The sequence below is a fragment of the Paraburkholderia jirisanensis genome (assembly GCF_054782355.1).
Genome location: NZ_BAAGSQ010000026.1, coordinates 58,594 through 80,365, shown reverse-complemented (window position 1 = coordinate 80,365; position 21,772 = coordinate 58,594). Strand labels below are relative to the sequence as shown.

19 protein-coding genes are annotated in these 21,772 nt (G+C 61.6%); 7 read left to right on the top strand and 12 right to left on the bottom strand.

Going from position 1 to position 21,772, the window contains the following annotated elements; genetic code table 11:
- Positions 1-3 precede the first annotated feature (3 nt).
- From ACYVNQ_RS16810 to ACYVNQ_RS16800, 3 genes are all read right to left on the bottom strand, one after another.
- A complete protein-coding gene (locus ACYVNQ_RS16810; protein ID WP_460903680.1) occupies positions 4-1,164 on the bottom strand; it encodes a porin in 1,161 nt (386 codons plus the stop codon).
- A gap of 126 nt (positions 1,165-1,290) precedes the next feature.
- Entirely contained in the window at positions 1,291-2,175 is an 885-nt protein-coding gene (locus ACYVNQ_RS16805; RefSeq protein ID WP_460903679.1) for an amidohydrolase family protein, read from the bottom strand.
- 26 nt (positions 2,176-2,201) lie between these two features.
- Positions 2,202-3,182: a Bug family tripartite tricarboxylate transporter substrate binding protein gene (locus tag ACYVNQ_RS16800; protein ID WP_460903678.1), complete on the bottom strand. Its 981-nt coding sequence runs from the start codon at positions 3,180-3,182 to the stop codon at positions 2,202-2,204.
- A 272-nt stretch (positions 3,183-3,454) separates the two neighbouring features.
- Here ACYVNQ_RS16800 and ACYVNQ_RS16795 point away from each other — a divergent pair, with 272 nt between their 5' ends.
- Genes ACYVNQ_RS16795 through ACYVNQ_RS16780 form a run of 4 tightly spaced genes read left to right on the top strand, consistent with a single transcriptional unit; the run spans position 3,455 to position 7,355 of the window.
- On the top strand, positions 3,455-4,456 hold the full coding sequence (locus ACYVNQ_RS16795) for a Bug family tripartite tricarboxylate transporter substrate binding protein (protein WP_460903677.1): 1,002 nt from the start codon (positions 3,455-3,457) through the stop codon (positions 4,454-4,456).
- 43 nt (positions 4,457-4,499) lie between these two features.
- Positions 4,500-5,282, top strand: a complete 783-nt coding sequence (locus ACYVNQ_RS16790) for an amidohydrolase family protein (protein WP_460903676.1) — start codon at positions 4,500-4,502, stop codon at positions 5,280-5,282.
- Positions 5,283-5,321: 39 nt separating this feature from the next.
- Positions 5,322-5,798, top strand: a complete 477-nt coding sequence (locus ACYVNQ_RS16785) for a tripartite tricarboxylate transporter TctB family protein (RefSeq protein ID WP_460903675.1) — start codon at positions 5,322-5,324, stop codon at positions 5,796-5,798.
- Positions 5,799-5,801: 3 nt separating this feature from the next.
- Positions 5,802-7,355, top strand: coding sequence for a tripartite tricarboxylate transporter permease (locus ACYVNQ_RS16780; protein WP_460903674.1), 1,554 nt, complete (start codon positions 5,802-5,804; stop codon positions 7,353-7,355).
- 66 nt (positions 7,356-7,421) lie between these two features.
- On the opposite strand, the gene ACYVNQ_RS16775 is transcribed toward ACYVNQ_RS16780, so the two are convergent.
- The 4 genes from ACYVNQ_RS16775 to ACYVNQ_RS16760 form a co-directional block, all read right to left on the bottom strand.
- Positions 7,422-8,348 carry a LysR family transcriptional regulator gene (locus ACYVNQ_RS16775; RefSeq protein ID WP_460903673.1) on the bottom strand — a complete coding sequence of 309 codons (927 nt, stop codon included), beginning with the start codon at positions 8,346-8,348 and terminating at the stop codon, positions 7,422-7,424.
- A 174-nt stretch (positions 8,349-8,522) separates the two neighbouring features.
- The gene (locus ACYVNQ_RS16770) at positions 8,523-10,757 is read right to left on the bottom strand and encodes a TonB-dependent receptor (RefSeq protein WP_460903672.1); all 2,235 of its coding nucleotides are present in this window, start codon (positions 10,755-10,757) and stop codon (positions 8,523-8,525) included.
- Between the two features lie 439 nt (positions 10,758-11,196).
- Positions 11,197-12,045 carry a hypothetical protein gene (locus ACYVNQ_RS16765; RefSeq protein WP_460903671.1) on the bottom strand — a complete coding sequence of 283 codons (849 nt, stop codon included), beginning with the start codon at positions 12,043-12,045 and terminating at the stop codon, positions 11,197-11,199.
- Between the two features lie 209 nt (positions 12,046-12,254).
- A complete protein-coding gene (locus ACYVNQ_RS16760; protein WP_460903670.1) occupies positions 12,255-13,451 on the bottom strand; it encodes an L-dopachrome tautomerase-related protein in 1,197 nt (398 codons plus the stop codon).
- Positions 13,452-13,719: 268 nt separating this feature from the next.
- Here ACYVNQ_RS16760 and ACYVNQ_RS16755 point away from each other — a divergent pair, with 268 nt between their 5' ends.
- Positions 13,720-14,190, top strand: a complete 471-nt coding sequence (locus ACYVNQ_RS16755; RefSeq protein ID WP_460903669.1) for a hypothetical protein — start codon at positions 13,720-13,722, stop codon at positions 14,188-14,190.
- Positions 14,191-14,320: 130 nt separating this feature from the next.
- On the opposite strand, the gene ahpF is transcribed toward ACYVNQ_RS16755, so the two are convergent.
- The 5 genes from ahpF to ACYVNQ_RS16730 form a co-directional block, all read right to left on the bottom strand.
- Complete coding sequence (gene ahpF, locus ACYVNQ_RS16750) at positions 14,321-15,925, bottom strand: alkyl hydroperoxide reductase subunit F (RefSeq protein WP_460903668.1); 1,605 nt, start codon at positions 15,923-15,925, stop codon at positions 14,321-14,323.
- 161 nt (positions 15,926-16,086) lie between these two features.
- Positions 16,087-16,650, bottom strand: coding sequence for an alkyl hydroperoxide reductase subunit C (gene ahpC, locus ACYVNQ_RS16745; RefSeq protein WP_460903667.1), 564 nt, complete (start codon positions 16,648-16,650; stop codon positions 16,087-16,089).
- Positions 16,651-16,753: 103 nt separating this feature from the next.
- On the bottom strand, positions 16,754-18,355 hold the full coding sequence (locus ACYVNQ_RS16740) for a methyl-accepting chemotaxis protein (RefSeq protein ID WP_460903666.1): 1,602 nt from the start codon (positions 18,353-18,355) through the stop codon (positions 16,754-16,756).
- A 331-nt stretch (positions 18,356-18,686) separates the two neighbouring features.
- A complete protein-coding gene (locus tag ACYVNQ_RS16735; protein WP_460903665.1) occupies positions 18,687-18,887 on the bottom strand; it encodes a hypothetical protein in 201 nt (66 codons plus the stop codon).
- Positions 18,888-18,926: 39 nt separating this feature from the next.
- Positions 18,927-19,319 carry a DUF4148 domain-containing protein gene (locus ACYVNQ_RS16730; protein ID WP_460903664.1) on the bottom strand — a complete coding sequence of 131 codons (393 nt, stop codon included), beginning with the start codon at positions 19,317-19,319 and terminating at the stop codon, positions 18,927-18,929.
- A 358-nt stretch (positions 19,320-19,677) separates the two neighbouring features.
- Here ACYVNQ_RS16730 and ACYVNQ_RS16725 point away from each other — a divergent pair, with 358 nt between their 5' ends.
- Both ACYVNQ_RS16725 and glsA read left to right on the top strand, forming a co-directional pair.
- Positions 19,678-20,067: a P-II family nitrogen regulator gene (locus ACYVNQ_RS16725; protein WP_460903663.1), complete on the top strand. Its 390-nt coding sequence runs from the start codon at positions 19,678-19,680 to the stop codon at positions 20,065-20,067.
- Positions 20,068-20,168: 101 nt separating this feature from the next.
- Positions 20,169-21,767: a glutaminase A gene (gene glsA, locus ACYVNQ_RS16720; RefSeq protein WP_460903662.1), complete on the top strand. Its 1,599-nt coding sequence runs from the start codon at positions 20,169-20,171 to the stop codon at positions 21,765-21,767.
- The last annotated feature ends 5 nt before the right edge of the window (positions 21,768-21,772 follow it).

The window sequence follows — 21,772 nt, the reverse complement described above, 5'->3', positions numbered from 1 at the left end:
GCGCTAGAACTTCTCGCGCATCCCGATGCGGATCACGGCCTGCTTGTTCGACTTCGACGGCGTGACGGTATTGATCGCCGCAACCGCGGGGGTGCCGAGCGAGCTCGTACCGGCAGCGACCTCGTATGCGCCGCTCAGATAGACGTCGAAGCGCTTCGACAGAAAGTAATCGACGATTCCGCTTAGCTGGCCGTAGTGCTGGTTGCCGTGACCGCCTACCGAAGCGCCGTCGGTGTACTGATACGCGAGCCCAAACATCAGGTCCGGGCGGAACATGTAATGTCCGTTCACTTCGATCGTATTGAATGCAGCGGTACCGTCCTTGAAACGCAGCGGGTTCGGACCGCCATTCGATCCGAGGTCCAGGAAGCGATAGTTGGTGTACACGACATTCATGCCGAACGAGCCGTTGTCGTAGCCGGCGCCCACGCCTGCAATTTTCAGCGACGCTGCCGATGCGTAGCCGGAAAACACCGGTGCCGAGAATAGCAGCACGCCAGTGGTGGTCGCCGTGCCGTCCCACATCGTCGTGTTCGGGCGGTTGTAGCTGCCATATGCCGCACCCGCCTTGAATGGCCCATTCGCATACCCGACTCCGATGCTATACGTGCTGTTGGTGGCTACCGATCCGGGCTGTCCACCGAAGCTGCCCATCACGCTCGCGGAAAAGCCACCGATAATCGGCGTCGTATACGAAGCCGAATTGTTGATCCGATACGAGCCGACCAGATCGTCGACATCGCCCGGGTGACCCGTGAACGAGCCGATCGTCGATTGTGCGCTGCCGAACTGGCCTACATAATTCGTCATCGAGTCGTACATGCGGCCCAGCTTGATCGAACCGTATTGATCGCTGGATAGCCCTACAAAAGCTTGTCGGCCGAATAGCCGGTTGTTCTGCGAAAGTGTGCCGTTAGCCGGATTGAAGCCGTTTTCCAGCGTAAAGATCGCCTTGAGGCCGCCGCCCAGATCCTCGGCACCGCGCAGGCCCCAGCGGCTTAGCGATGGGCCGCCGTCGAGCAACTGGATGTTGTGCGGGCCACCCTGATTCGTCGTATAGCTAAGCGTTGCATCGATGATGCCGTACAGCGTGATCGAACTTTGGGCGTGGCATACCGCGGGCAGCAGGCAAGCCGTCAGGCCGAACAGGGTCAGTTTTTTCATGCGAGTCGTCTCCGTATGTATTTTTGTAGTGAACCGGTATACGCATTCCGATTCTTTGTGATTTGGAATGCAAAGTAATGGATTGAAACGAGCATTCATTCGTGTAAAGAAAACTCGTTGCTAGTGTCAGGCGATCCCTTTGCCGAACTTGCCGTACAGCTGTTGCGGGTTATCGACCAGAATCGTGCGAAGCGTCGCTTCGTCGTCGATCCACTCCGAGATCAGATCGACCAGGTCGCCGTCGTTCGGCATCGCGCGTCCGTTCATGTTGACGTGCGGCCAGTCCGAGCCCCACAGCAGCCGTTCCGGTGCATGCGCGACCAGCGCACGGGCCAGCGGCGTGACCGGCGCGTACGGAAAGTCGCCCGGTGTGCAGCGCATCGGGCCGGATAGCTTCACCCACACACGGCCGGTATCGAGCATTTTCAGCAGACCTTTGAACGCCGGCTGATTGATGCCGCCTTCTGCAGGCACGCAGGCAAAGTGGTCGAGCACGATCGGTGTTGGCAGGTCGAGCAAGGCGGCAGATTTCTCCAGCAGATCTTCCGGGCCCGGATAAAACTGCACGTGCCAGCCGAATTCCGCAATCACCGCGGCGATCCGCGTATTCAGGCGAGGCAACGCGCCGCGGTGGCTTTCACCGACAAAGCGCACGCCTCGCACGCCCAGCGCATCGAGCCGGTCGATGTCAGCGAGCGTCGCGTCGTCAGGCAGCAGCGCTACGCCGCGAAAACGCTCACCGAAGCTGGCCAGCACGTCTTCCAGATGACGCGTGCTCTGGCCATAACCACCACCGCTGATCACCACGGCACCTGCTAGCCCAAGCGTGTCCTGCTGCTGGATCTGCGTTTCCGGTAACGCATCCTCCGAGATGTATTTGCTGCCCGGATGGAACGGGTATTGCGCGGCGGGGCCGAACAGATGAATGTGTGTATCGATCGAGCCGGGCGGCAAAGCAAGTTGGGGCTTCTTCGGATGGCGATCGGGCGGTTGCGTCAGCACGGATGGCATGGAGGTCTCCTTCGTTTCGATCCGGTTTAGTTGGCTTTGATGCCGGCACGCTTGACCACGTCCGCCCACTGCTTTAGTTCGGACGAAATCTGTGCCTGCAGCGCGGCAGGTGTGCTGCCTACCGGCTCGACGCCATACACGGAAAAGCTCTGCAGCAGCTTCGGGTCGTGCACGGATCGCACGACGGCCTGATTTATGGTATCGATAACAGGTTGCGACGTGCCACGTGGTGCGAGGATCGCCATCCACAGCATGCCGTCGTAACCCTTTACGCCCAGTTCGCTGAGCGTGGGCACATCAGGCAGTTGCGCCGAGCGCTTTTCGCCGGCCAATGCGAGCGGACGCAGGCGTCCCGCCTTGATCTGCGGCAGCGATGTGACCACGGTATCCATCTTCATCGCCACCTGGCCGCCAAGCAGATCGTTCATTGCAGGAGCCGCACCTTTGTACGGAATGTGCACCACATGCAAGCCGAGTTTTTGTAGAAGCAGTTCCATCGTCACGTGAGGCAACGTTCCGATGCCGGCCGAGCCGTAGTTGAGCTGCCCAGGATGCGCCTTGGCGTAAGCGACGAAGCCGTTGAAATCGGTGAACGGCTCTTTCGAGTTGGCGATCAGCAGCTCGGGAATCTGCGCCACCATCGATACCGGTGCAAAGTCGTGCTCAGTATCGAACGGCACATTGCGCAGCACGGCCGGGTTGATCGTGTGATTCGGCGTGGTGAACAGCAGCGTCAGACCATCCGGTTTACTGCGCGCCACGCGTTCAGTCGCGATGGTGCCGCCGGCGCCGGGAATGTTCTCGACGATGATCTTGGTGTTCAGCTGCTGACCGAGCTGGACAGCGACGAGGCGTGCCACCGAATCCACCGTGCCGCCCGACGAGAACGGCACGAGCAGCGTAATCGGCCGGTCCGGGTAGGCCGCATTCGAAGCAGACGATGCACAGAACGATGCGGCTACAACGAGCAAACGGGCACTGTGTGCGAGAAGGCGGGTGAGCCGCATTGATTTGTCTCCGGTCGGATCGTCGCGATCCTGTTTTTCAGGTTAGCGAGACGATACGGTTTGACGGAGCACGCGGCAAATGATTGATTTTCACCCTTGTATGAATGTAATGAAGCTTGCTGCGCCGCTTCGGCGAAGGTGAAAAAAACGAATCACGTAAGCAAAACAATTCATTTGATGCGGCACTAATCCCTTATTTAGACTTGCTTCCAGCCGCGCTTGCAGATGGCCTTCCGCAAGAAAAAGAAGCGGTCGTACATGGAGACGAATACATGAAACATTCCCGCATCAAGCCGTATGCACGCGTTGCGCGTCGTTTGGCCACCGTGCTGGCAGTCACTGCGGGCCTGACCGGCGCGATCGTGCCGCACGCCGAAGCCGAGAGCCACTACCCGTCGCAGCCGATTCGCGTGGTGGTGCCGTTTGGCGTTGGCGGACTTGCGGATATCACGATGCGCATCGTCGCCAAAGAGATGAGCACGCGTTTCGGTGACAACATCATTATTGATAACCGGCCCGGCGCGGGCGGTATAGCCGCGGCTAACGCGGTGCTTAGCGCAGCGCACGACGGCTATACGATTGCGCTGTTCGCAAACGGCACTGCGATTGCGAAGTCGCTGTTCAAGCTGCCGTTCGACGCGGAGAAGGACTTCAAACCGATTTCGCGCGTCGCGTATTTCGATTTGCTGATTCTCGCGAAGAACGGCGGCGCGATTCACAACCTGCACGATCTGCTGGATCTTGCGCATAAGCGGCAAGCGACGCTCGGTGCGATCAATCCGGGCAGTACGCAGAATCTGTCGACCCAGCTGTTCAATTCCACCGCCAAGCTGAACGCGGTCGTCGTGCCGTACCGGAACACCGGCGATGTGATTTCAGGCCTCGTACGCGGCGATATCGACGTCGGCTTCGAATCGTATGCAGCGGTGAAGGGCTCGATTGCCGGTGGCCAGATTCGCCCGCTCGCGGCGACCGGCTCGAAACGCTCCGCATGGTTGCCTGATGTGCCGACCGTACAGGAAGCCGGTGTGCCGAACTACGAGGTGACCGGGTGGAATGCGCTCTATGCGCCGGCCGGCACGCCGCAGCAAGCGATCGATACGCTGAACCGGCAGTTGAGGGAAGTGTTGACCTCCCCCGCCGTCATCACCCAATTGCGCGCTCTCGGCACCGAGCCGATGGCGAGCACCCCCGACGAAATGGCCAAGATATTCCATGACGACCAGGTCAAATGGAACGCGGTCATCGTCCGCAGTGGCATCAAGCCCCAATGACATAAGGATCACTGTGCAAGCCAACCTTGCTTCGAATGACATCATGCTGATCGACACACACGTCCACGTATTCAAGCGCGATATGCCGCTGGTCGACAATCCGCGCCATCGTCCGACTTACGATTTCACTGCGGCGCAGTTGCTCGACGTGATGGATCGCAACGGCGTGAGCCGCGCGGTAATCGCCGCCGCGAGCCCATGGGGCGACTACAACGACTACGTGATCCGCTCGGTGCGCAACGAGCCGCGTTTGCGCGGTACCGTGATCATCGATACCGACATCGAGCGCATCGTCCTCGAAGAAATGGACGAGGCAGGTGTGGTGGGTGTGCGGCTGCCGTTCATCAGCATGCAGACGTTGCCGGATCTGACTTCGTGGGGCTATCGCAAGCTGCTGCGCCGCCTGTGCGATCTGGACTGGCACGTGCATCTACATCTGGACGGTCCGCGTTTGCCGCAGGTGCTGCCGTTGCTCGAGGAGTCGGGTGTCAAGCTCGTGATCGATCATATCGGCCGGCCCGATCCGCAGACCGGTATCGAAAGCGAAGGGTTCAAGGCCATGGTGCGTTCGGTCGAGAAGGGCCGTACGTGGGTGAAGATGTCCGGTGCGTATCGGCTTGGCGCGAATGCGCGTGCATGTGCGCAGGAACTGTATCGACGTGTGGGCGCGGAACGGCTGATGTGGGCGAGCGATTGCCCGTTCGTTGGCGGTGAGAACGACATTACGTACGAGAACACGATCGAGTGGCTGCGCGATACGATCGCGGATCCTGTCGACCAGCGCCGCATCTATGGTGAGAATGCGCAGGCGTTTTACTTTTTATAAGCCGTCGCGCAGAGATAGACGTGCAAAACGAGGCAGGTGATGCGAAGACTACTTGAAGGAATCAGCAAGGACACGCTGGCAGGCGGCTTGATGCTGCTGGTGGGGCTGGGTGCCGCGCTGCAAGGCATGAGCTATTCGATGGGCACGCTTGCCGCGCCGGGGCCGGGTCTGTTTCCCGCGGCGCTCGGCGTGCTGCTGATGCCGATCGGCATCGCGATTGCGCTGTTCGGCAAGCGCGCGGGGTCTCAGGCGGGCGCCGCGCAGCAGCGCGTGCGGCCGCGGGCCGAGTGGCGCGGCTGGTTCTGCATCGTCGCGAGCATCGTCGCGTTCATCGTGATCGGCAATCACGGTGGCCTCGTACCTGCCAGCTTCGCGGTCGCGTTTATTGCGGCACTGGGTGACCGCGACAATCGCCTGATCGATGCGCTGGTGCTCGGCGTAGCGATGGCGATCGTCGCGGTGGTGGTTTTCTGGTGGCTGCTGCAGTTGCAGTTTCCGCTGTTTCAATGGGGCTGAACGGTGGAACAATCTATTCTCGATCTGTTGCAAGGGTTCGGCGTTGCATTGCAGCCGCATAACCTGATGTGGTCGTTCGTCGGCGTGCTGATCGGCAATCTGATCGGCGTGCTGCCCGGTATGGGCGCGCTCTCCGCAATTTCGATGCTGTTGCCGCTCACTTATACGATGCATGCGGTACCGGCCATCCTGATGCTCGCGGGCATTTTTTATGGCTCGCAGTATGGCGGCGCGATCGGCGCGATCCTGCTGAATTTGCCGTGCCATCCGCCGCATGCGGTGACCTGTCTCGACGGTTATCCGCTCACGCGCAAAGGCAAGGGCGGTACCGCGCTTGGTGTGACGATGATCGCGTCGTTCTTTGCCGCATCGGTGGGCATTATCGTGATGATCTTCGCGTCGCCGCTACTGGTGAAGATCGCATTCAAGTTCGGGCCGCCGGAGATCTTCGCGATCATGCTGCTGGGTTTGCTGGCCGGCGGCACGATGTCGCGCGGCTCGGCGCTCAAGGGCGTGGCGATGACGATCTTCGGCCTGTTGCTCGGCGGCGTGGGCACCGATGTGAATAGCGGCGTGATGCGCTTTACGTTCGGCTCGCCCGATCTGTCCGACGGTGTCGAACTGGTTGCGCTCGCATTGGGTTTTTACGGTGTCACGGAGTTTCTGCGCAACGTGAATCGTATCGACAAGGTAGGCGACGACACGAAATTGCGTATGCGCGACATGCGGCCGTCGTGGGCCGAGCTCAAGCAGTCGTTCTGGCCGATGGTGCGCGGCACCACGGTCGGTACGCTGTTTGGCGCGATGCCCGGCACGGGCCCGACGATCACGACCTTCATTGCTTACGCACTCGAGCGGCGTATCGCGAAAGATCCGGAGCGTTTCGGGCAGGGCGCACTTGAAGGTGTCGCAAGCCCGGAAGCCGCCTCGCATTCGAAAACCCAGGTGGACTTCATTCCGACCATGAGCCTGGGCATTCCAGGCGACGCGGTGATGGCGCTGATTCTCGGTGCACTGCTGATTCATGGCATTCAGCCGGGGCCGCAGCTGATCACCGAGCATGAAGATCTGTTCTGGGGTTTGATCGCCAGCTTCTGGATCGGCAACGTGCTGCTCGTGCTGCTGAATGTGCCGATGATCGGCGTCTGGGTGAAGCTGTTACGCGTGCCGTACCGCTATCTGTTTCCGGCTGCGCTGTTCTTTATCGCGGTGGGTGTGTACAGCACGAACAACAGCCTGTTTCAGGTTGGCGAAGTAGTCGTGTTCGGTTTGATCGGGGCGCTGTTGGTGGCGCTGGATTTTCCGGTGTCGCCGATTCTGCTCGGCTACGTGCTTGGGCCGATGGTCGAAGAGAACTTCCGGCGCGCGATGCTGTTGTCGCGTGGCAGCCTGTCGATCTTTGTCGATCGGCCGATCGCGCTAGGCTTTCTGATTGTCGGTGCATTGCTGGTGGTGTTGCAGGTGGTGTTTGCGTTGCGCGCGAGTTCGACGCGACGGCGCGTAGCGAAACAGACACGGCTCGCGACACCGGAAATTGCCACAGCTACCGATGATTGATCGTGCCTGGAGAAGAGCACTGCAATGCACGCGCATTCGCGCACATTCCCGCACCTGCCGCTGCGCTCAGACCGCAGCGACAGGTGTCGCCGCGCGAAAAGCCGCGAGGCGTTCCTCGATGTCGCGCTCGATCATCAAGCGCAGCATGTCCGCCGGCGGCTGCAACACCGTTTCGGGCCGCGTAACGGAGGCGAGGCAGCGCGTGATTTCCGGCTCGATCAACGGCAGTGCAACCACGCCCGGGAAGCTGGCCGCAGCAAGATACGGCACGATCGTCAGCCCCAGGCCCGCACGCACGAAATCGATGGCCGCGCCGGTGTGCTGCGTTTCGTAACCCCAGCGAAAGCGCGACACCTGATTGCCGAGCGCTTCGTCGATGGTCGTGCTGTTACCCGCATGCAGGCTGATGCGGACCAGGGTTTCGTCGATCAGGTCGGCCCAGCGCGCGACGCGCTTCTCGATCAGCCGGTGTCCGAGTGGGCACACCAGCGCAAATGGTTCGCGCGCAAACTTGTTGATGGTCAGATTGAGGCGGCTCGGCATATTGACCGAAATGCCGAATGCAGCCGATTCGGCTTCCACCAGCTCGGCAATTTCGCTGATGCCGGTGTCGAACATGCGCACCGACATCTGCGGGTACGACTCGCCGAAGCGCTTAAGAATGGCGGGCACGTGCGACAGCGCAAGCGTCGGCAGGCAGGCAAACGCGAGCCATTGCGGCGCGGTGACGCGATGCTGCCGCAGCGTTTCGTACGAGGCTTCGAGTTCGTGGATCGCCACGCGTACGCGCGGCAATAGCGCGCGGCCCGCATCGGTCAGCGACAATTCGCGGCTGGTGCGCGCGATGAGCCGCACGCCGAGGCTCTCCTCCAGCTTGCGGATGCGATGGCTAATGGCCGTTTGCGACAGGTTCAGGCGCAGTGCGGCCGGCTGGAAGCCGCCGCATTCCACGATGGTCAGGAAGGCCTGCATGCCGAGAAAGTCGATTTGCATGCGGGCGATGGTATCGGCATTGAAACGGCCAGGCAATCGGGCCTTTCCCGCTGTGAAAACGCATCGCACTGCGGCAAGGGTGAGGTTTTCCAGGAGGCAGTGCGCAAGCGCGCGACACGTGCGCGCTTGCCTCGCGCAGCGGCGGTTACAACAAACAGCCGCAGCACAGCCGCATTAGAAGTCCGTCGTCACCGACATCAACAACGTACGCGGTTTGCCTTGCGTCAGATAAGCGCCCGTCGTCGACGACCAGTACGCCTTGTTCGTGACGTTCTCGACCGTCGCACGGAAAGTCGTGGGGTGCTTGTACACGGCGGTCGTATAGCGCAGGCCGAGATCGAAGCGGTCCCACGCCGGAATCGACAGCTTGTTTTGCGTGTCGATGAACTGGTTGCTTGTGTGAATCCACGCCGCGTCGAACGTCAGGCCCGGCACCCATGGCAGATCGTATTCACCGCTGATGTTGAACAGATAGCTTGGCACGCCGATCGGACGGAAGCCATCGGTTGCGCCGCCGTTCGTCTCGAGTTGCTTGGCGTTGAGCAGCGTCGCACCGGCGAGCAGACGCACGCCCTTGATCGGCTCGCCATACACCGACAACTCGACGCCGCGATGGCGCTGCGTGCCGTTGGTGCCGAAGATCAGCGTCGAGCTATCCGTGAAGGCGGTCGGCTGTTCGATCTGGAACAGCGACAGCGTGCCGCCGAAATGATTCGAGTCGTACTTAGCGCCCACTTCGTATTGCCTGGTGCGATTCGGCGCGAGCGTCTGGCCGACGTTCGCTGCGCCGATCGGTGCCGTCTGACCCGCCGCCAATGATTCCGCGCGGTTCGCGAACAGTGAGATCTCGTTGGTTGCCTTGACGACGAGGCCGAAGATCGGTGTGTTGATCGACTGGTCGAAGCTGTTGGTCACACCATCGCTGCCGACCGTGTAGTTGTTTTGATGCAATTGCTGATGGCGCGCGCCGATCGTGAACAGCACACGGTCATGCAGGAAGCCGAGCGTATCGGATACTGCGACGCTGCGCGTCAGGACTTCGTCGGCGAGGCCCGGATCGGCAAAATTGCCTGCGACGAAGCTGTTGAACGGCGGTTGCGGGACGTTGCCGCCACCGTACAGGCTGGTCGGGAATGCGCTGCTGAAAGCGAACGCTTCCCTGTCTTGCAGGCTCGTGATCGCAAATCCGGCGCTCACCAGGTGTGACACAGGTCCGGTCGTGAAGCGGCCGCGTACGCCGGCTTCTGCAGACAATGCGTCGGTGGTGCGCAGGATGTCGCTGCCGGTGGCGGTTGTGCCCGTCACCGAATTGAAGGTCGGCGACGAGTAGGTGCCGTTTTCGTGCGCGTGATGCACGCCGCCGGCCACATAAGCGGTCCACGCCGGCATGAAATCGTACTCGGCGCGCAGCATGCCGACGGTGTCTTCGAGCGTGCTCTGCGTCCACGGTTGCGCCCAGTTGTGCGTGGCCGACGGCGGCTCTGGAATTTCAGTGCCTGTTACCGATATCGTCGAGCGGCCCTGGTCGATGTTGCGACGCTGATAGAGGAAATCTCCATACAGACGCAGCTTGTCGCCGCGATAGTCGAGCGACACCGCGGTAGACGTGTCGTGCCGGAATTCATCGTCGATGCTGGTTTCGCCGCCGCGAATTGCGCCATTCACGCGAATGCCGAATTGCCCTTCGCTACCGAAGCGACGGCCGACATCGACATGCGTGCCGAGCTGGCCCGAGCCGCTGCCTTCGACGGTGACTTGCGTGAGGGGCTTATCTCCCGCGCGCTTCAGTTCGAGATTGATGCCGCCGCCGATGGCCGAGCCGGTAGGCGACGCGCCGTTCAGAAACGCATTGGCGCCTTTGAAAACATCGACACGTTCGAGCACTTCAGGCGCCACCAGCTGACGCGGCGTGACACCGAACAGACCGTTCAGCGAGATGTCGTCGCCATTCAACTGGAAGCCGCGGATCACGAACACTTCGGAGAAGTTGCCGAAGCCGGACGCCGGACGCACGCCCGGGTCATACGCGAGCAGATCGCCAACCGATTGCGCCTGCTTGTCCTGGATCGCCTTCGACGTGTAGCTCGTCATGCTGAAGGGCACGTCGCTCAACTTTTGATTGCCAAGGATACCGAACTGGGCGCCGCGCGCGATTTCGCCGCCGGAATAGGTCGGTGCGAAGTCGCCCGGCAGTGTATCGGCCGTGCCTTGCACCTTCACCGTGGGCAGCGTGCTGTCTGCTGGGGTGACCGGAGCGGCGGGCGCCGCCGGGGCTGCCGGCGTATCGGATTGAGCATGCGCGGCCAGCGGCGCGCCGAGCGCGAGCGGCAACGCCGCGAGAACGAACGCATGGCGGACTGCGACGTGCAAAGGCCGAACGCGGGGCCTGGAAGAACCGGTGCTGAGCATGACTATGGCGAAACCCGTGATGTTGTTGTCGAGCGCGCGTGAACTGCCGCGGCAATGAAGCTGTATGCCGGATGAATGGTTTCAGGCGGGACCCGATTCTACCGAAATAAGAATGATTCGCATATACGAATTTTGCTGACGCGCCGAGCATTTGTGCAAAAAGCGACACTTTTTGCAGTTATCGTTGTTTTGTATGGGGAATATTCGAACGAATGGTTCGGAAAAAGATGACAGCCGGGATCGAGCGAAAGCTTTTGTTAAGCATTGCGCCGCTGGAAGCGGAGCTTTCGGTTTCATGCAGCCGTGAGGTTGGCACGACGCCTGGCGTCGAAAAGGTACCTGCAACCCGACATGCGCTGTCTACGACGATCGCAACGTGCAGTCGGTGTTCGACGTCGACCCGGCCATCGCGACGTCGTGGTGTCGCGGCATGCGTTGCCTATTTCTTGTCGGCTATCGGCGGCAAGGATTGCGCGTCCGCGCTCGCTTCGGCGCGCGCGGCGTGCCATGCCGCGTCGAGTGGATCGTCCGCGGGCTCATAGGGCTTCAGCAAGAATGGAAAGCGGTTGGCCAGCGGTGCGCTGCTTCGCAGCGTCAGCAGGTGTTCGATCATCCAGCGCAGCAGTTCGCCGCCTTCGTGGATCTGGGGAGGGGTCCACGGGGGCATCGTGGCGAACAGGCCGGCAAGCGCGCTCCAGCGCGACGCGCGGCCGTTGAGCGCGGGCCGCAAATAGGTGTTCAGATGGAAGTCGCCGTTTTCGATCACGTCGCCGACGAACAGGCCCTGCGGAGTCGGCACCACCGCCTGCTTCCAGCGCTCGACTTGCGCAAGCGCGCGCAACGCGCGCGCGAACACGAAGGCGATGCGGGTCTCGTTCTCGATGCCGGCCAGCGAAAGTACGCCGTTGCGTTGCATGCAGCGCGCCACCGCATGCGGCTTGATGGTGTTCGACGCGAAGCTGGTCAGCACGAGGTCGGGCACCGTTACCTGCAGCTGGAATTCGCGCAGCCCGTGTTCGGCGCTCATTGTCGCGAAGTTGACGAACAGGCCTTCAGCATGGCCCAAAGCGCCGACGTACGGCTCGAGGCCAAGCCGTTCGAGCTTCGGTGCGACATCGCGCGCAAGCATGCGCAGCAGCGGGCGGCGGGTGCGCTCGCCGGTGAAATCGTCGAGGCCCTTCACGATGGTTTCGATCAGCTTGCCGCGCCGCTCGTCGGCAAACAGGCGCGGCGAACGGTTGAGTTCGAATTTCGCGCGGCCATGGGCCACGCGCGGATCGACGAACATGCTGGCTCCAGTCGGGGCAGGCAAAGCGCAATGTGCAATGCGTGACGCATGTGGAGCGTAAAGCGGCGCAATTGCGTCATGCGGTCAGGGACGATGCCGAGGTGCGGAAAATGATACGTCAATCAGACTTGCCTCCGCACCATGCAGCAAACGCGCAGGAAGACCATGAAAAAGCAGCCTGCCCCGTAAGCCGCGCGCAAGCGTGGGGCTCAACGCACGAGCGCCAACGGGCTGCCGTCGATCCTGACGCGAAACAGCGTATAAGGCTTCTTGCGCAAATCGTGGCCGCGGTTATAGCGCGCTTGCCGGTTCAGCTGGTTCGCGGTGAAGTACAGATACCCATCCGCGCCAACCGATAACGAATCGGGCCACAGAATGCGCGGGTCGTGCGCGATGGTGATCCATGTGCCGTCGGGCAGCATCTTGCGGATGCTGTTGTTCTCATAGTCGCCGGCGTAGACTGCGCCGCTGGCATCCGACGCAATTCCATCCGACGCGCCTTTTTCGCCGAGGTCTCGCACCGACGCTTCGACTTCATCGTCGCCGGCATCGCGGTTGCGCAGGAAGCGCGTGGCGACCGAATATAGATGCCGGCTCGACTGCGGCGAGAAATAAAGCAGATTGCCATCGGCGGATAGCGCGAGACCATCCGATGCGACGTGCAGCGGCTCCGGATTGCCGTCGGGGCCGTCCACGCGCATCGCCATGCCTTCCACCACGCCGACGAACGATGGATCGCCCTGCGCAGCAGGATGCGCGCTCAACGTGCGCCATGCATCGCCACTTGCCAGATCGACGACGATGATGCCGCCCGGACCACGTTCCGACGCATCGGTCAGATACGCGAAGCCTTCCTGGCCGTAGCGAAAATCGAAGCGCACGTCGCCGATGTACGACTGCGATAGCAGCACCTTGGGGCCGAACACGATGGTCTTCACCACCTTGTTGGTCGACAGATCGACGGCGACGAGTTTTGCGCCACCCTGCAGCGGCGGCGCGAATTTCGGTGCGGCCGTATCGAGAATCCACAGCCGGTTGCGGCAATCGGCCACTACACTCTGCACGCTGATGAAGCCGGCAGCCGGACGGGCCGGATCGGCCCGATTGATCTGTGCGTCCGGATACGGCACGACGCGACCGCCGACGATTTCGCCGACCGTGAACGGCACATCATCGCCCCAGCGCGGGTAATTGACGAACAGGCGGCCGTTGGGCGCTTTGGCTACACCAGCTGGCATCGCGTCGTAGAACTCGAAAACGGCTTCGATATGGCCGATCGAGCGCTCGGCGGGTAGCGGAGCCGCGCTGTCTTCGCGTGAGGGCTCGGCATAAGCACAGACGTTCGCAGCGGCAAGGACCATTGCTGTTGCCGCTGCCGCAAGCATGGTGCGCCGGTTGGATCGCATGGTGAACTCCCTGGCGCAGATAAATCGCACGCAAGCAGCCGCGCGTCGTGGCGCATGCGTTGCCCAGGCCGCACGTTCGCGGCCTGCAGGGTTCCATTGAAACAGGTCGGCGCGCGCCGATGTATCGCAGATGCACGATGTCTGGTGCGTGTGCCCGAAGGTGCTGAACTGAACAGAAGCGCAGCGCCGCGCACGCTAGCATCGCGTGTTAGTCGTGTGCGCCACGTCCCAACAGCTCGCTGCAAAGTGTTGTGTTCCGCAAGACGATTTGCCGCTGCCCGTTTGTCTGCAGAATCCGTCGCCCGGCCCGCTCAGGGCCGCCGCGCAAGGCCATGCGGGAATAGATCTGCGCCTCGCCCGGTTCTTGCAATTAGAGGCCAACAGGCAAATCGCCTGTAGCTCAATGGCGACGGAGTGGATCATGTTGATCGATAGTTCGAGCCCGGTTTTCCGGCAGAAATGCAAACTGTGCGTGCAGCGATCGATTGCGTATTGCGCGGCAGGTATCGTAATGATGACGCTGGTGACGATTGGGGCGCTGTTGCATGACGAACATGCGGCGTTCGTGGATGTGGCCGCTGTGACGACGTCGGCGCGCGAGCAAACTACCGGAGTCATCGGGCCCGCGCAGCCATCGGGCCGCATCTACGCGGTGGTGAGCGCGTTCAGCGGCAGCGAGGAAGCCATTGTGGGTGTGATCCGTGAACGCAGCGACGATACGCGGAAATTGCCGGGGTAAGGGCAAGCGTGCTGAGCGGAGAAGCTTGCATGCTGGAGGGCCGCGCGCAGCACACAGATACCAAACCCGGTGAGCCGGCTGTCTGGGTGTGCGAGTACCGTTAGTGTCGGCACTCGCACCGCGCTACCTGTCAAACCGATTCCGCAACCAGCTCCTGCACGGCGCCAACAGCTTCATCCTCCGGCGCCGATTGCCGGATCAGATAATCGAACGCGCCGAGCGAAGCCTTCGCTCCTTCACCCACCGCAATCACAATCTGCTTGTAAGGCACCGTCGTCACATCGCCGGCAGCGAACACGCCCGGCACCGAAGTTTGCCCCTTCGCATCGACGACAATCTCGCCGTGCGCGGACAATTCGACCACGCCCTTCAGCCATTCGGTATTCGGCACCAGCCCGATCTGCACGAACACGCCTTCCAGATCGAGCTGCCGCGTTACATCGGCAATCATGTCCTTGTAGACAATACCGCTGACCTTGCTGCCATCGCCGCTAATTTCCAGCGTCTGCGCCTGCGTCAGCACGGTCACGTTGGCGAGGCTGCGCAGCTTGCGTTGCAGCACTTCGTCGGCGCGCAGCTGCTTGCCGAATTCGATCAGCGTCACGTGCTTCACGATGCCAGCCAGATCGATCGCCGCCTCGACGCCCGAATTGCCGCCGCCGATCACCGCCACGCGCTTGCCCTTGAACAGCGGGCCATCGCAATGCGGGCAGTACGCGACGCCGCGATTGCGATACTCGCGTTCGCCAGGCACGTTGATTTCACGCCAGCGTGCGCCGGTCGCAAGAATCACCGTCTTCGCGCGCAGTACCGCGCCGTTTTCCAGATGAATCTCGTGCACGCGGCCCGGAATCAGCGCAGCGGCTTGTTGCCCATCCATGATGTCGACGTCGTACGCCGTGACGTGCTGCTCGAGCGCTTTCGCGAAGTGCGGGCCGTCGGTTTCCTTCACCGAAACGAAGTTCTCGATCGCCATTGTGTCCAGCACCTGGCCGCCGAAGCGTTCCGCCACGACGCCGGTCACGATGCCCTTGCGCGCCGAATAGATCGCCGCCGCTGCACCGGCAGGGCCGCCGCCTACCATCAGCGCATCGAATACCGGTTTATTCTTCAATGCCTGTGCGGCGCGCGCACCCGCATTGCTGTCGAGCTTCGCGAGAATGTCTTTAACGCCACTACGGCCCTGGCCGAATACCGCGCCGTTCAGGAACATCGTCGGCACCGCCATGATCTGGCGTTCTTCCACTTCCTTCTGAAACAGCGCGCCGTCGATTGCCGTATGGCGAATGCGCGGGTTGATCAGCGCCATCACGTTCAGCGCCTGCACCACTTCCGGGCAATTCTGGCAGCTCAGCGAGAAGTACGTCTCGAACTGGTAGTCGCCGTCCAGTGCGCGAATCTGTTCGATCGTCGCTTCGTCGAGCTTGATCGGATGGCCGCCGGTTTGCAGCAGCGCCAGCACCAGCGACGTGAATTCATGTCCCATCGGAATGCCCGCGAAGCGGATCTTCGCCGCTTCGCCGGGCCGGCCGATTGCGAACGACGGCGTGCGCTCGGCGCCGCTGCCGTTTTGCTCCACCACCGTAATGTGGTCCGACAAGCCGGCGATCTCGCGCAACAGCTGCTGCAGTTCTTTCGACTTGTCGCTATCGTCGGTGGCCGCGACGATTTCGATCGGGTGCTTCACATTCTGCAAGTACGTCTTGAGCTGGTTCTTCAGATTATCGTCGAGCATGGCGGTAGGATCGAAGCGGCACGACAGAAAGGGCGTGTGCCGGAAAGCGGAAGAGGCGGGTTCGATGCAACGGCAGCATGGCCGCTGCATCGAACCGCGTGAAAGAGAGCGGGCGACGGCCCAGGGGAGAAGTCGCCGCCCGCGTACTGCAACTGCTGCGCCTAGATCTTGCCGATCAGATCCAGCGACGGCGTCAGCGACTCGGCGCCCGGCGTCCATTTGGCAGGGCACACTTCGCCCGGATGCGACGCGACATATTGCGCGGCTTGCACCTTGCGCAGCAGTTCGCTGGCGTCGCGGCCGATGCCGTTGTCGTGCACTTCGCACAGCTTGATCTCGCCTTCCGGGTTGATCACGAAGGTGCCGCGCAGTGCCATGCCTTCTTCTTCGATCAATACGTCGAAGTTGCGCGAGATCACTTGCGTCGGGTCGCCGATCATCGGGTAGCGGATCTTGCTGATCGTGTCCGACGTGTCGTGCCACGCCTTATGCGTGAAATGCGTGTCGGTCGAAACACCGTAGATTTCTACGCCCAGTTTCTGGAACTCCGCATAACGGTCAGCCAGGTCGCCGAGTTCCGTCGGGCAGACAAACGTGAAGTCGGCCGGATAGAACACTACGACAGACCACTTGCCCTTGAACGTCTCTTCGCTCACTTGCACGAAGTCGCCGTTGTGATAAGCGGTGGCCTTGAAGGGTTTGACTTGGCTGTTGATGATCGGCATTTCGATGGGTTCCTTGCGTTCTTTGTTCAGGGGAGACGCAAGTATCGGGGACCGTTCGTGTTTTTGGGAAATTGCAAGTTCCAATCGCGGGAATCGCGAATTCCTATGATTGCTTCATGCCGCTTGCGAGCCCAGTTTCCGCGAGCTTGAACACGCCCACCGTGGTGAGCAGGTTTTCCGCCTGTTCGAGCAGTGCGTCGGCTGCTGCGCCCGATTGCTCGACCAGCGCGACGTTCTGCCGCGTGCTGTTTTCGAGGTGATCGATCATCGCGCGCACTTCGCCGAGCTGCTGGGTCTGCTGGCGGCACGCGTCGTTGATCTCGCCCATGATCGTCGTCACGCTGCCCGACGACGACACCATATCGGCGATGGTCGAGCCCGCCGCATCGACGAGGCGCGTGCCCTGGTTCACGCGCGAGCTGCTGTCTTCGACCAGCGTCTTGATTTCGCGCGCGGCCTCCGCGCTGCGCTGGGCGAGAATGCGCACTTCGCCCGCCACCACCGCGAAGCCGCGGCCCTGGGTGCCGGCACGCGCCGCTTCGACGGCCGCGTTCAGCGCGAGGATGTTGGTCTGGAACGCAATCGAATCGATCACGGAAATGATTTCGCCGATGCGGCTCGACGATGCATTGATGCCGCGCATCGTATCGACGACGCGCCCCACTGCGCTGCCGCCTTCGCTAGCCGTGGTGGATGCGCGCTTGGCCAGTTCGTCGGCGTGGCCCGCGTTGTCCGCATTCGATTGCACGCTGACGTCGAACTTGCCGAGCGCATGCGTGGCCTGTTCGAGCGCGCTCGCCTGGCTGCTGGTGCGCGTGCCGAGGTCGCCGTTGCCTTGAGCGATTTCACGGCTGGCTTCGGCCACGCCGTGCGCGGCCTGCCGCACCTGGCGCACGATATCGGCGAGATTGTTGCGCATCCGTGCGACGGTCGCCATCACGCTCGATGCGTCGCCGTCGCGTACCGGCGCCGTGCGCGACAGGTCGCCGGCTTCGATCGATTCGGCAAATGCGATCATTTGGTGCGGATCGGCGCCGAGCGTGCGCGTGATATTGCGCACCACGACGAACGCTACACCGATGCCGAACAGGCAGGCCAACGCCGTCAGCGAGGCCATCAGCACGCGGAATTCGGCACTGATCTCGCGTGCCCGCGCGCCTTCCTGTTCGCTGCGCGCTTCCTGATAATCGATCATCTGGTTGATCGACGCGAGCCATTCGACGAATGCGGGCCGTGCATCGGACAGCAGCAGCTTGCGCGCGCCATCGGTGTCGGCATCGGTTTGCAGCTTGATGATGCGGCTGACCAGCGGCAGTGTGCGTTCGCGCGCCGCATTGATGCGCGCGTAAATGCGCTGTTCATCGGGCGTAATGTCGACACCCTTCGCGAAGATGGCGTCCATCGGCTGCGCCGAGCGCGCGTAGTCGGCTTCGAGGCTGTTGATGTGATCGATCACCGCCGGCAGCTCGTCGGGCGTCACCAGCGTGACGTCGCGCAGCGCGATCGAGCGGTCGTGCACGCTGCCGCGAAAGTTGATCGCATAGCGTTCCTTGACGCCGTTGACATCGATGATGTCGTCCAGTTGCATCCGCACGTTGCGAACCTGGTAAATCGCAATCGCCGCCAGCGCGATCATTGCAACAAGCACCGTGCCGAAACCGGCGATCAGGCGCCGGCGCACGGTCCACCCCGTGTTGGTCTTCATTTGTTGTACTACCCCGTGTGTTCTTTGTCGTTTTGCCACGGCCTGACAAAGGCTGGCGGCGGTAGTATGCAAAGTTTTCGGGAATGCTGCTGGCAACACGGCAAACGTGTGCGTTTGCACGCCTCGCGTGCGCGTTTCATCCGGTGCGGCCGCTTTTCACGTGTCGCACTGGCAAAGGTGAGGAGATTCGGGAGTCAAGCGCAACGCTTCGCCGCGTCGATGTGCGCATGCGCCGCGTCGAACCATAAATGCGCGGTGACGCGCTCGCGGTGCGTTGCTGCGAACCTCGCCGGCAACACACCGCGCAGGCACAAGGTGAATCCAAACCGCTTCACCCGAAAATGGGCATCGTGCCCAGCAGCGCGAAACCAAGCACAGCACCTGCCACGGCTCCCACCACACGCGCCTGATAGTTTTGCACATGCAGCGCGCTGCGCACCACGGCGCCAATTCCGAACATACCCGTCACTGCGAACACTGCGAAGATGGCAAACAGGCTTACCCAGTAAGCGATCGCGAAAGTTTGTGCCATGATGAACCTCCATTGTCGAAGACGTTGTGCTGCCAATGTTTAGTGGTGGCGATACAGGTTGCCGAGATTCGGCTGCGCATCGGCGCCAGTCGAGATCCGCACGACCCGTGAGCCTGAGTCAGCAATGCCGTTGACTGCCGGTCCATACGACGTATCGACATTGCCGACCGTGCTGCCGTTGCGGTCCCCGCCATTTGCCGCCGTTTGCGCCACATCGCGTGCTTCCGCGTTGCGCGCCGCGTAGCTCACGGCGGCATCGGGCGCCGCATCCGGATAGTGCGTATGGCTTTGCGGGTACTGGCCGGTGCGCGCTGCGGCGAACAGTTCTGCGCGTACCTGTGCACGGGTAACGGGCTTCGTATCCGCCGCATGGCTGGCGAGCGGCAGAACGATGAGCGATGCGATAACAAGAGCTTGGTTCAGGCGCTTCATGATGATCAACCTTCTGAGTGGTTACCGTTCGTGACGGCATGGGTTGAACTTTAGAGTCCGCCACTCGCCGCGTGAATTGCCGCGCGGATCATCAAAATGCTCGTTCGACTCAGCGCAAAAGCCGTTTGCGTTTGTTGCGCGAGCAACCACACAGCATGAAGCCGTACCTGCCCGCGACGGGTCAGGCACCAGCGTGGGGCAAATAAATCGCAATCCGTATCGTGCGCGCACTGGAATAGACGGTGTGCGTGGGTGTTTTGTAGGTATCCGATACGCATCGCGATCGATCCTTCCATATCGACATGAGACGCTACTTCTATCTATCCACGCGGCGTTGCCCGCATTTCCTCTGGTTCTAATGGACGCCGCGGCTGAGAGCCGTGCGGTTCGATTTGACGCTATGCACAGGAACATGAGCCTCGTTACTGCGACCATTCCCGCGTTCGTGCTGAACGCACTGCGCGACGAGCTTGTCGCGCTCGGCATCAAAGGGATGACGGTCAGTCAAGCTGCCACCGCCGACGAAGAAGACATCGATGTTTCGCGCACCGCTACGCGCTCGAGCCGATTTAAAAGTCCGCCCCAGATCGTGATCGAAACCGTCGTCAGCCAGGCGCTCGCCCCAGCGGTAATAGAAGCGATCGGCGCTGCCTGCAACGGTACACAGGCAGGCCGCGTTGCGATTCATGTTTCAGACGTTCTGTTCGGCGTTCGCGTGCGAAACGGAGACGTCGTTCACGAAGGTTAAAGAGGAGCAGTCGATCCATCTCGTCAAGCAATCGTCGTTATCAGCAATCCTGATGGCAACGCGACATGGTGAGCAGATCGTTTAAAGGAGTGGAAACCCATATGAACAAACCCGTGATCAAAGCTGTTCAGCCGGTGTCGCGGCCCAATGCCGGGCAGGCCATCGACACGACGCGGCCAGCACATGCCGTCGCGCAGGAAGACGCGCTGTACAAGCTGTTCCTTGAGCCCGGTCAGACGGAGCTCACTTGCAGGCAGATTGCGGCGCGCTTTCGGGCCGCAGGCATTCTCGCCGACGACCCGCGCGCGAAAGAAGTATTCGTCCGGCTCAACGACGGGCGATACGCGCGCGAGGCAGTGTCGGTCGAAGAATTCAGCGCACTGTTTGCGATCAATCCCAGCCTGTTTCGCCACATCGCGGAAGATTCGCTGGTCGTGCCCGACTGGGACGAATTCTCGCGCTCGATCGGCGACATCTTCGCGCAGGCGGGCAAGGCGAGCGGCGGCAAGGTCGCAGCGTACATCCCCGAACTCGCGCGTGTGCCCGCACATAAATTCGGCCTGAGCGTATGCAGCGTCGACGGTCAGCGCGCGCACTTCGGCGATGCCGGAGAGCCGTTCAGCATTCAGTCGATCTCAAAGACAGTCAGCTATTGTCTCGCCTCCGAAGAGGTCGGCACGCAGGCGATTCATGAACGCATCGGCCGTGAGCCGAGCGGCCATTCGTTCAACGCGATTACGCTCGACGCGCAGCGGCGCCCGCACAATCCGATGATCAACGCGGGCGCGATTGCCAGCTGCTCGCTGATCAAGAGCGACGAGTCGGCGTCGGCGCGCTTTGCCCATGTATTTGATGCGTGGAAGCGCTTGACGGCTGGCGGTCATGTGTCATTCAACAATACCGTGTTCCTGTCCGAACGCGATTCGGCCGATCGCAACTTCGCGCTTGCTTACTTTCTGCGGGAAAACGCGGCACTGTCGAAAGACACCAGCATTCCGGCCACGCTGGATTTTTACTTCCAGTGCTGCTCGGTGGAACTGACCTGCGATTCGATGGCGATTGCCGCCGCGACGCTGGCTAACGGCGGCGTCAATCCATTGACCAACGAACGCGTGCTGTCGATCGATACGGTCAAGAACTGCCTTTCGTTGATGCACTCGTGCGGCATGTACGACTTCTCGGGCGAATTCGCATTTCTGATCGGCTTGCCGGCGAAATCGGGCGTCGGCGGCGGGATCATGGTGGTGGTGCCGGAGGTGGGGGGATTTTGCGTGTGGTCGCCGCCGCTGGACGAACACGGCAACAGCGTGCGAGGCATCGAGTTCTGCAAGCTGCTGACCTCGACCTACTCGTTCCACAACTTCGACATCGTCACCGGCTCCGCCGGCGAGAAGACCGATCCGACGCGCCGCAAGGTTGCCACCGCCAATGCGCGCGTGGTGGATCTGTGCTGGGCCGCGGCGAAAGGGGATATCAAGGAGATACAAAGACTCGTCGCATCGGGGGCCGAGCTGAACGCCGCCGATTACGACGGGCGCACCGCATTGCACGTCGCGGCTTCGGAGGGCCAGACGGTCACGGTGCAGTACCTGTTGCAGAACGGTGGAAACCGCAACGCAAAAGACCGGTGGGGCAATACACCAGTCGAAGACGCGCGGCGCCACGGCAACGTTGCGGTCGCGCAGTTGTTTGAACATTGAAAGGA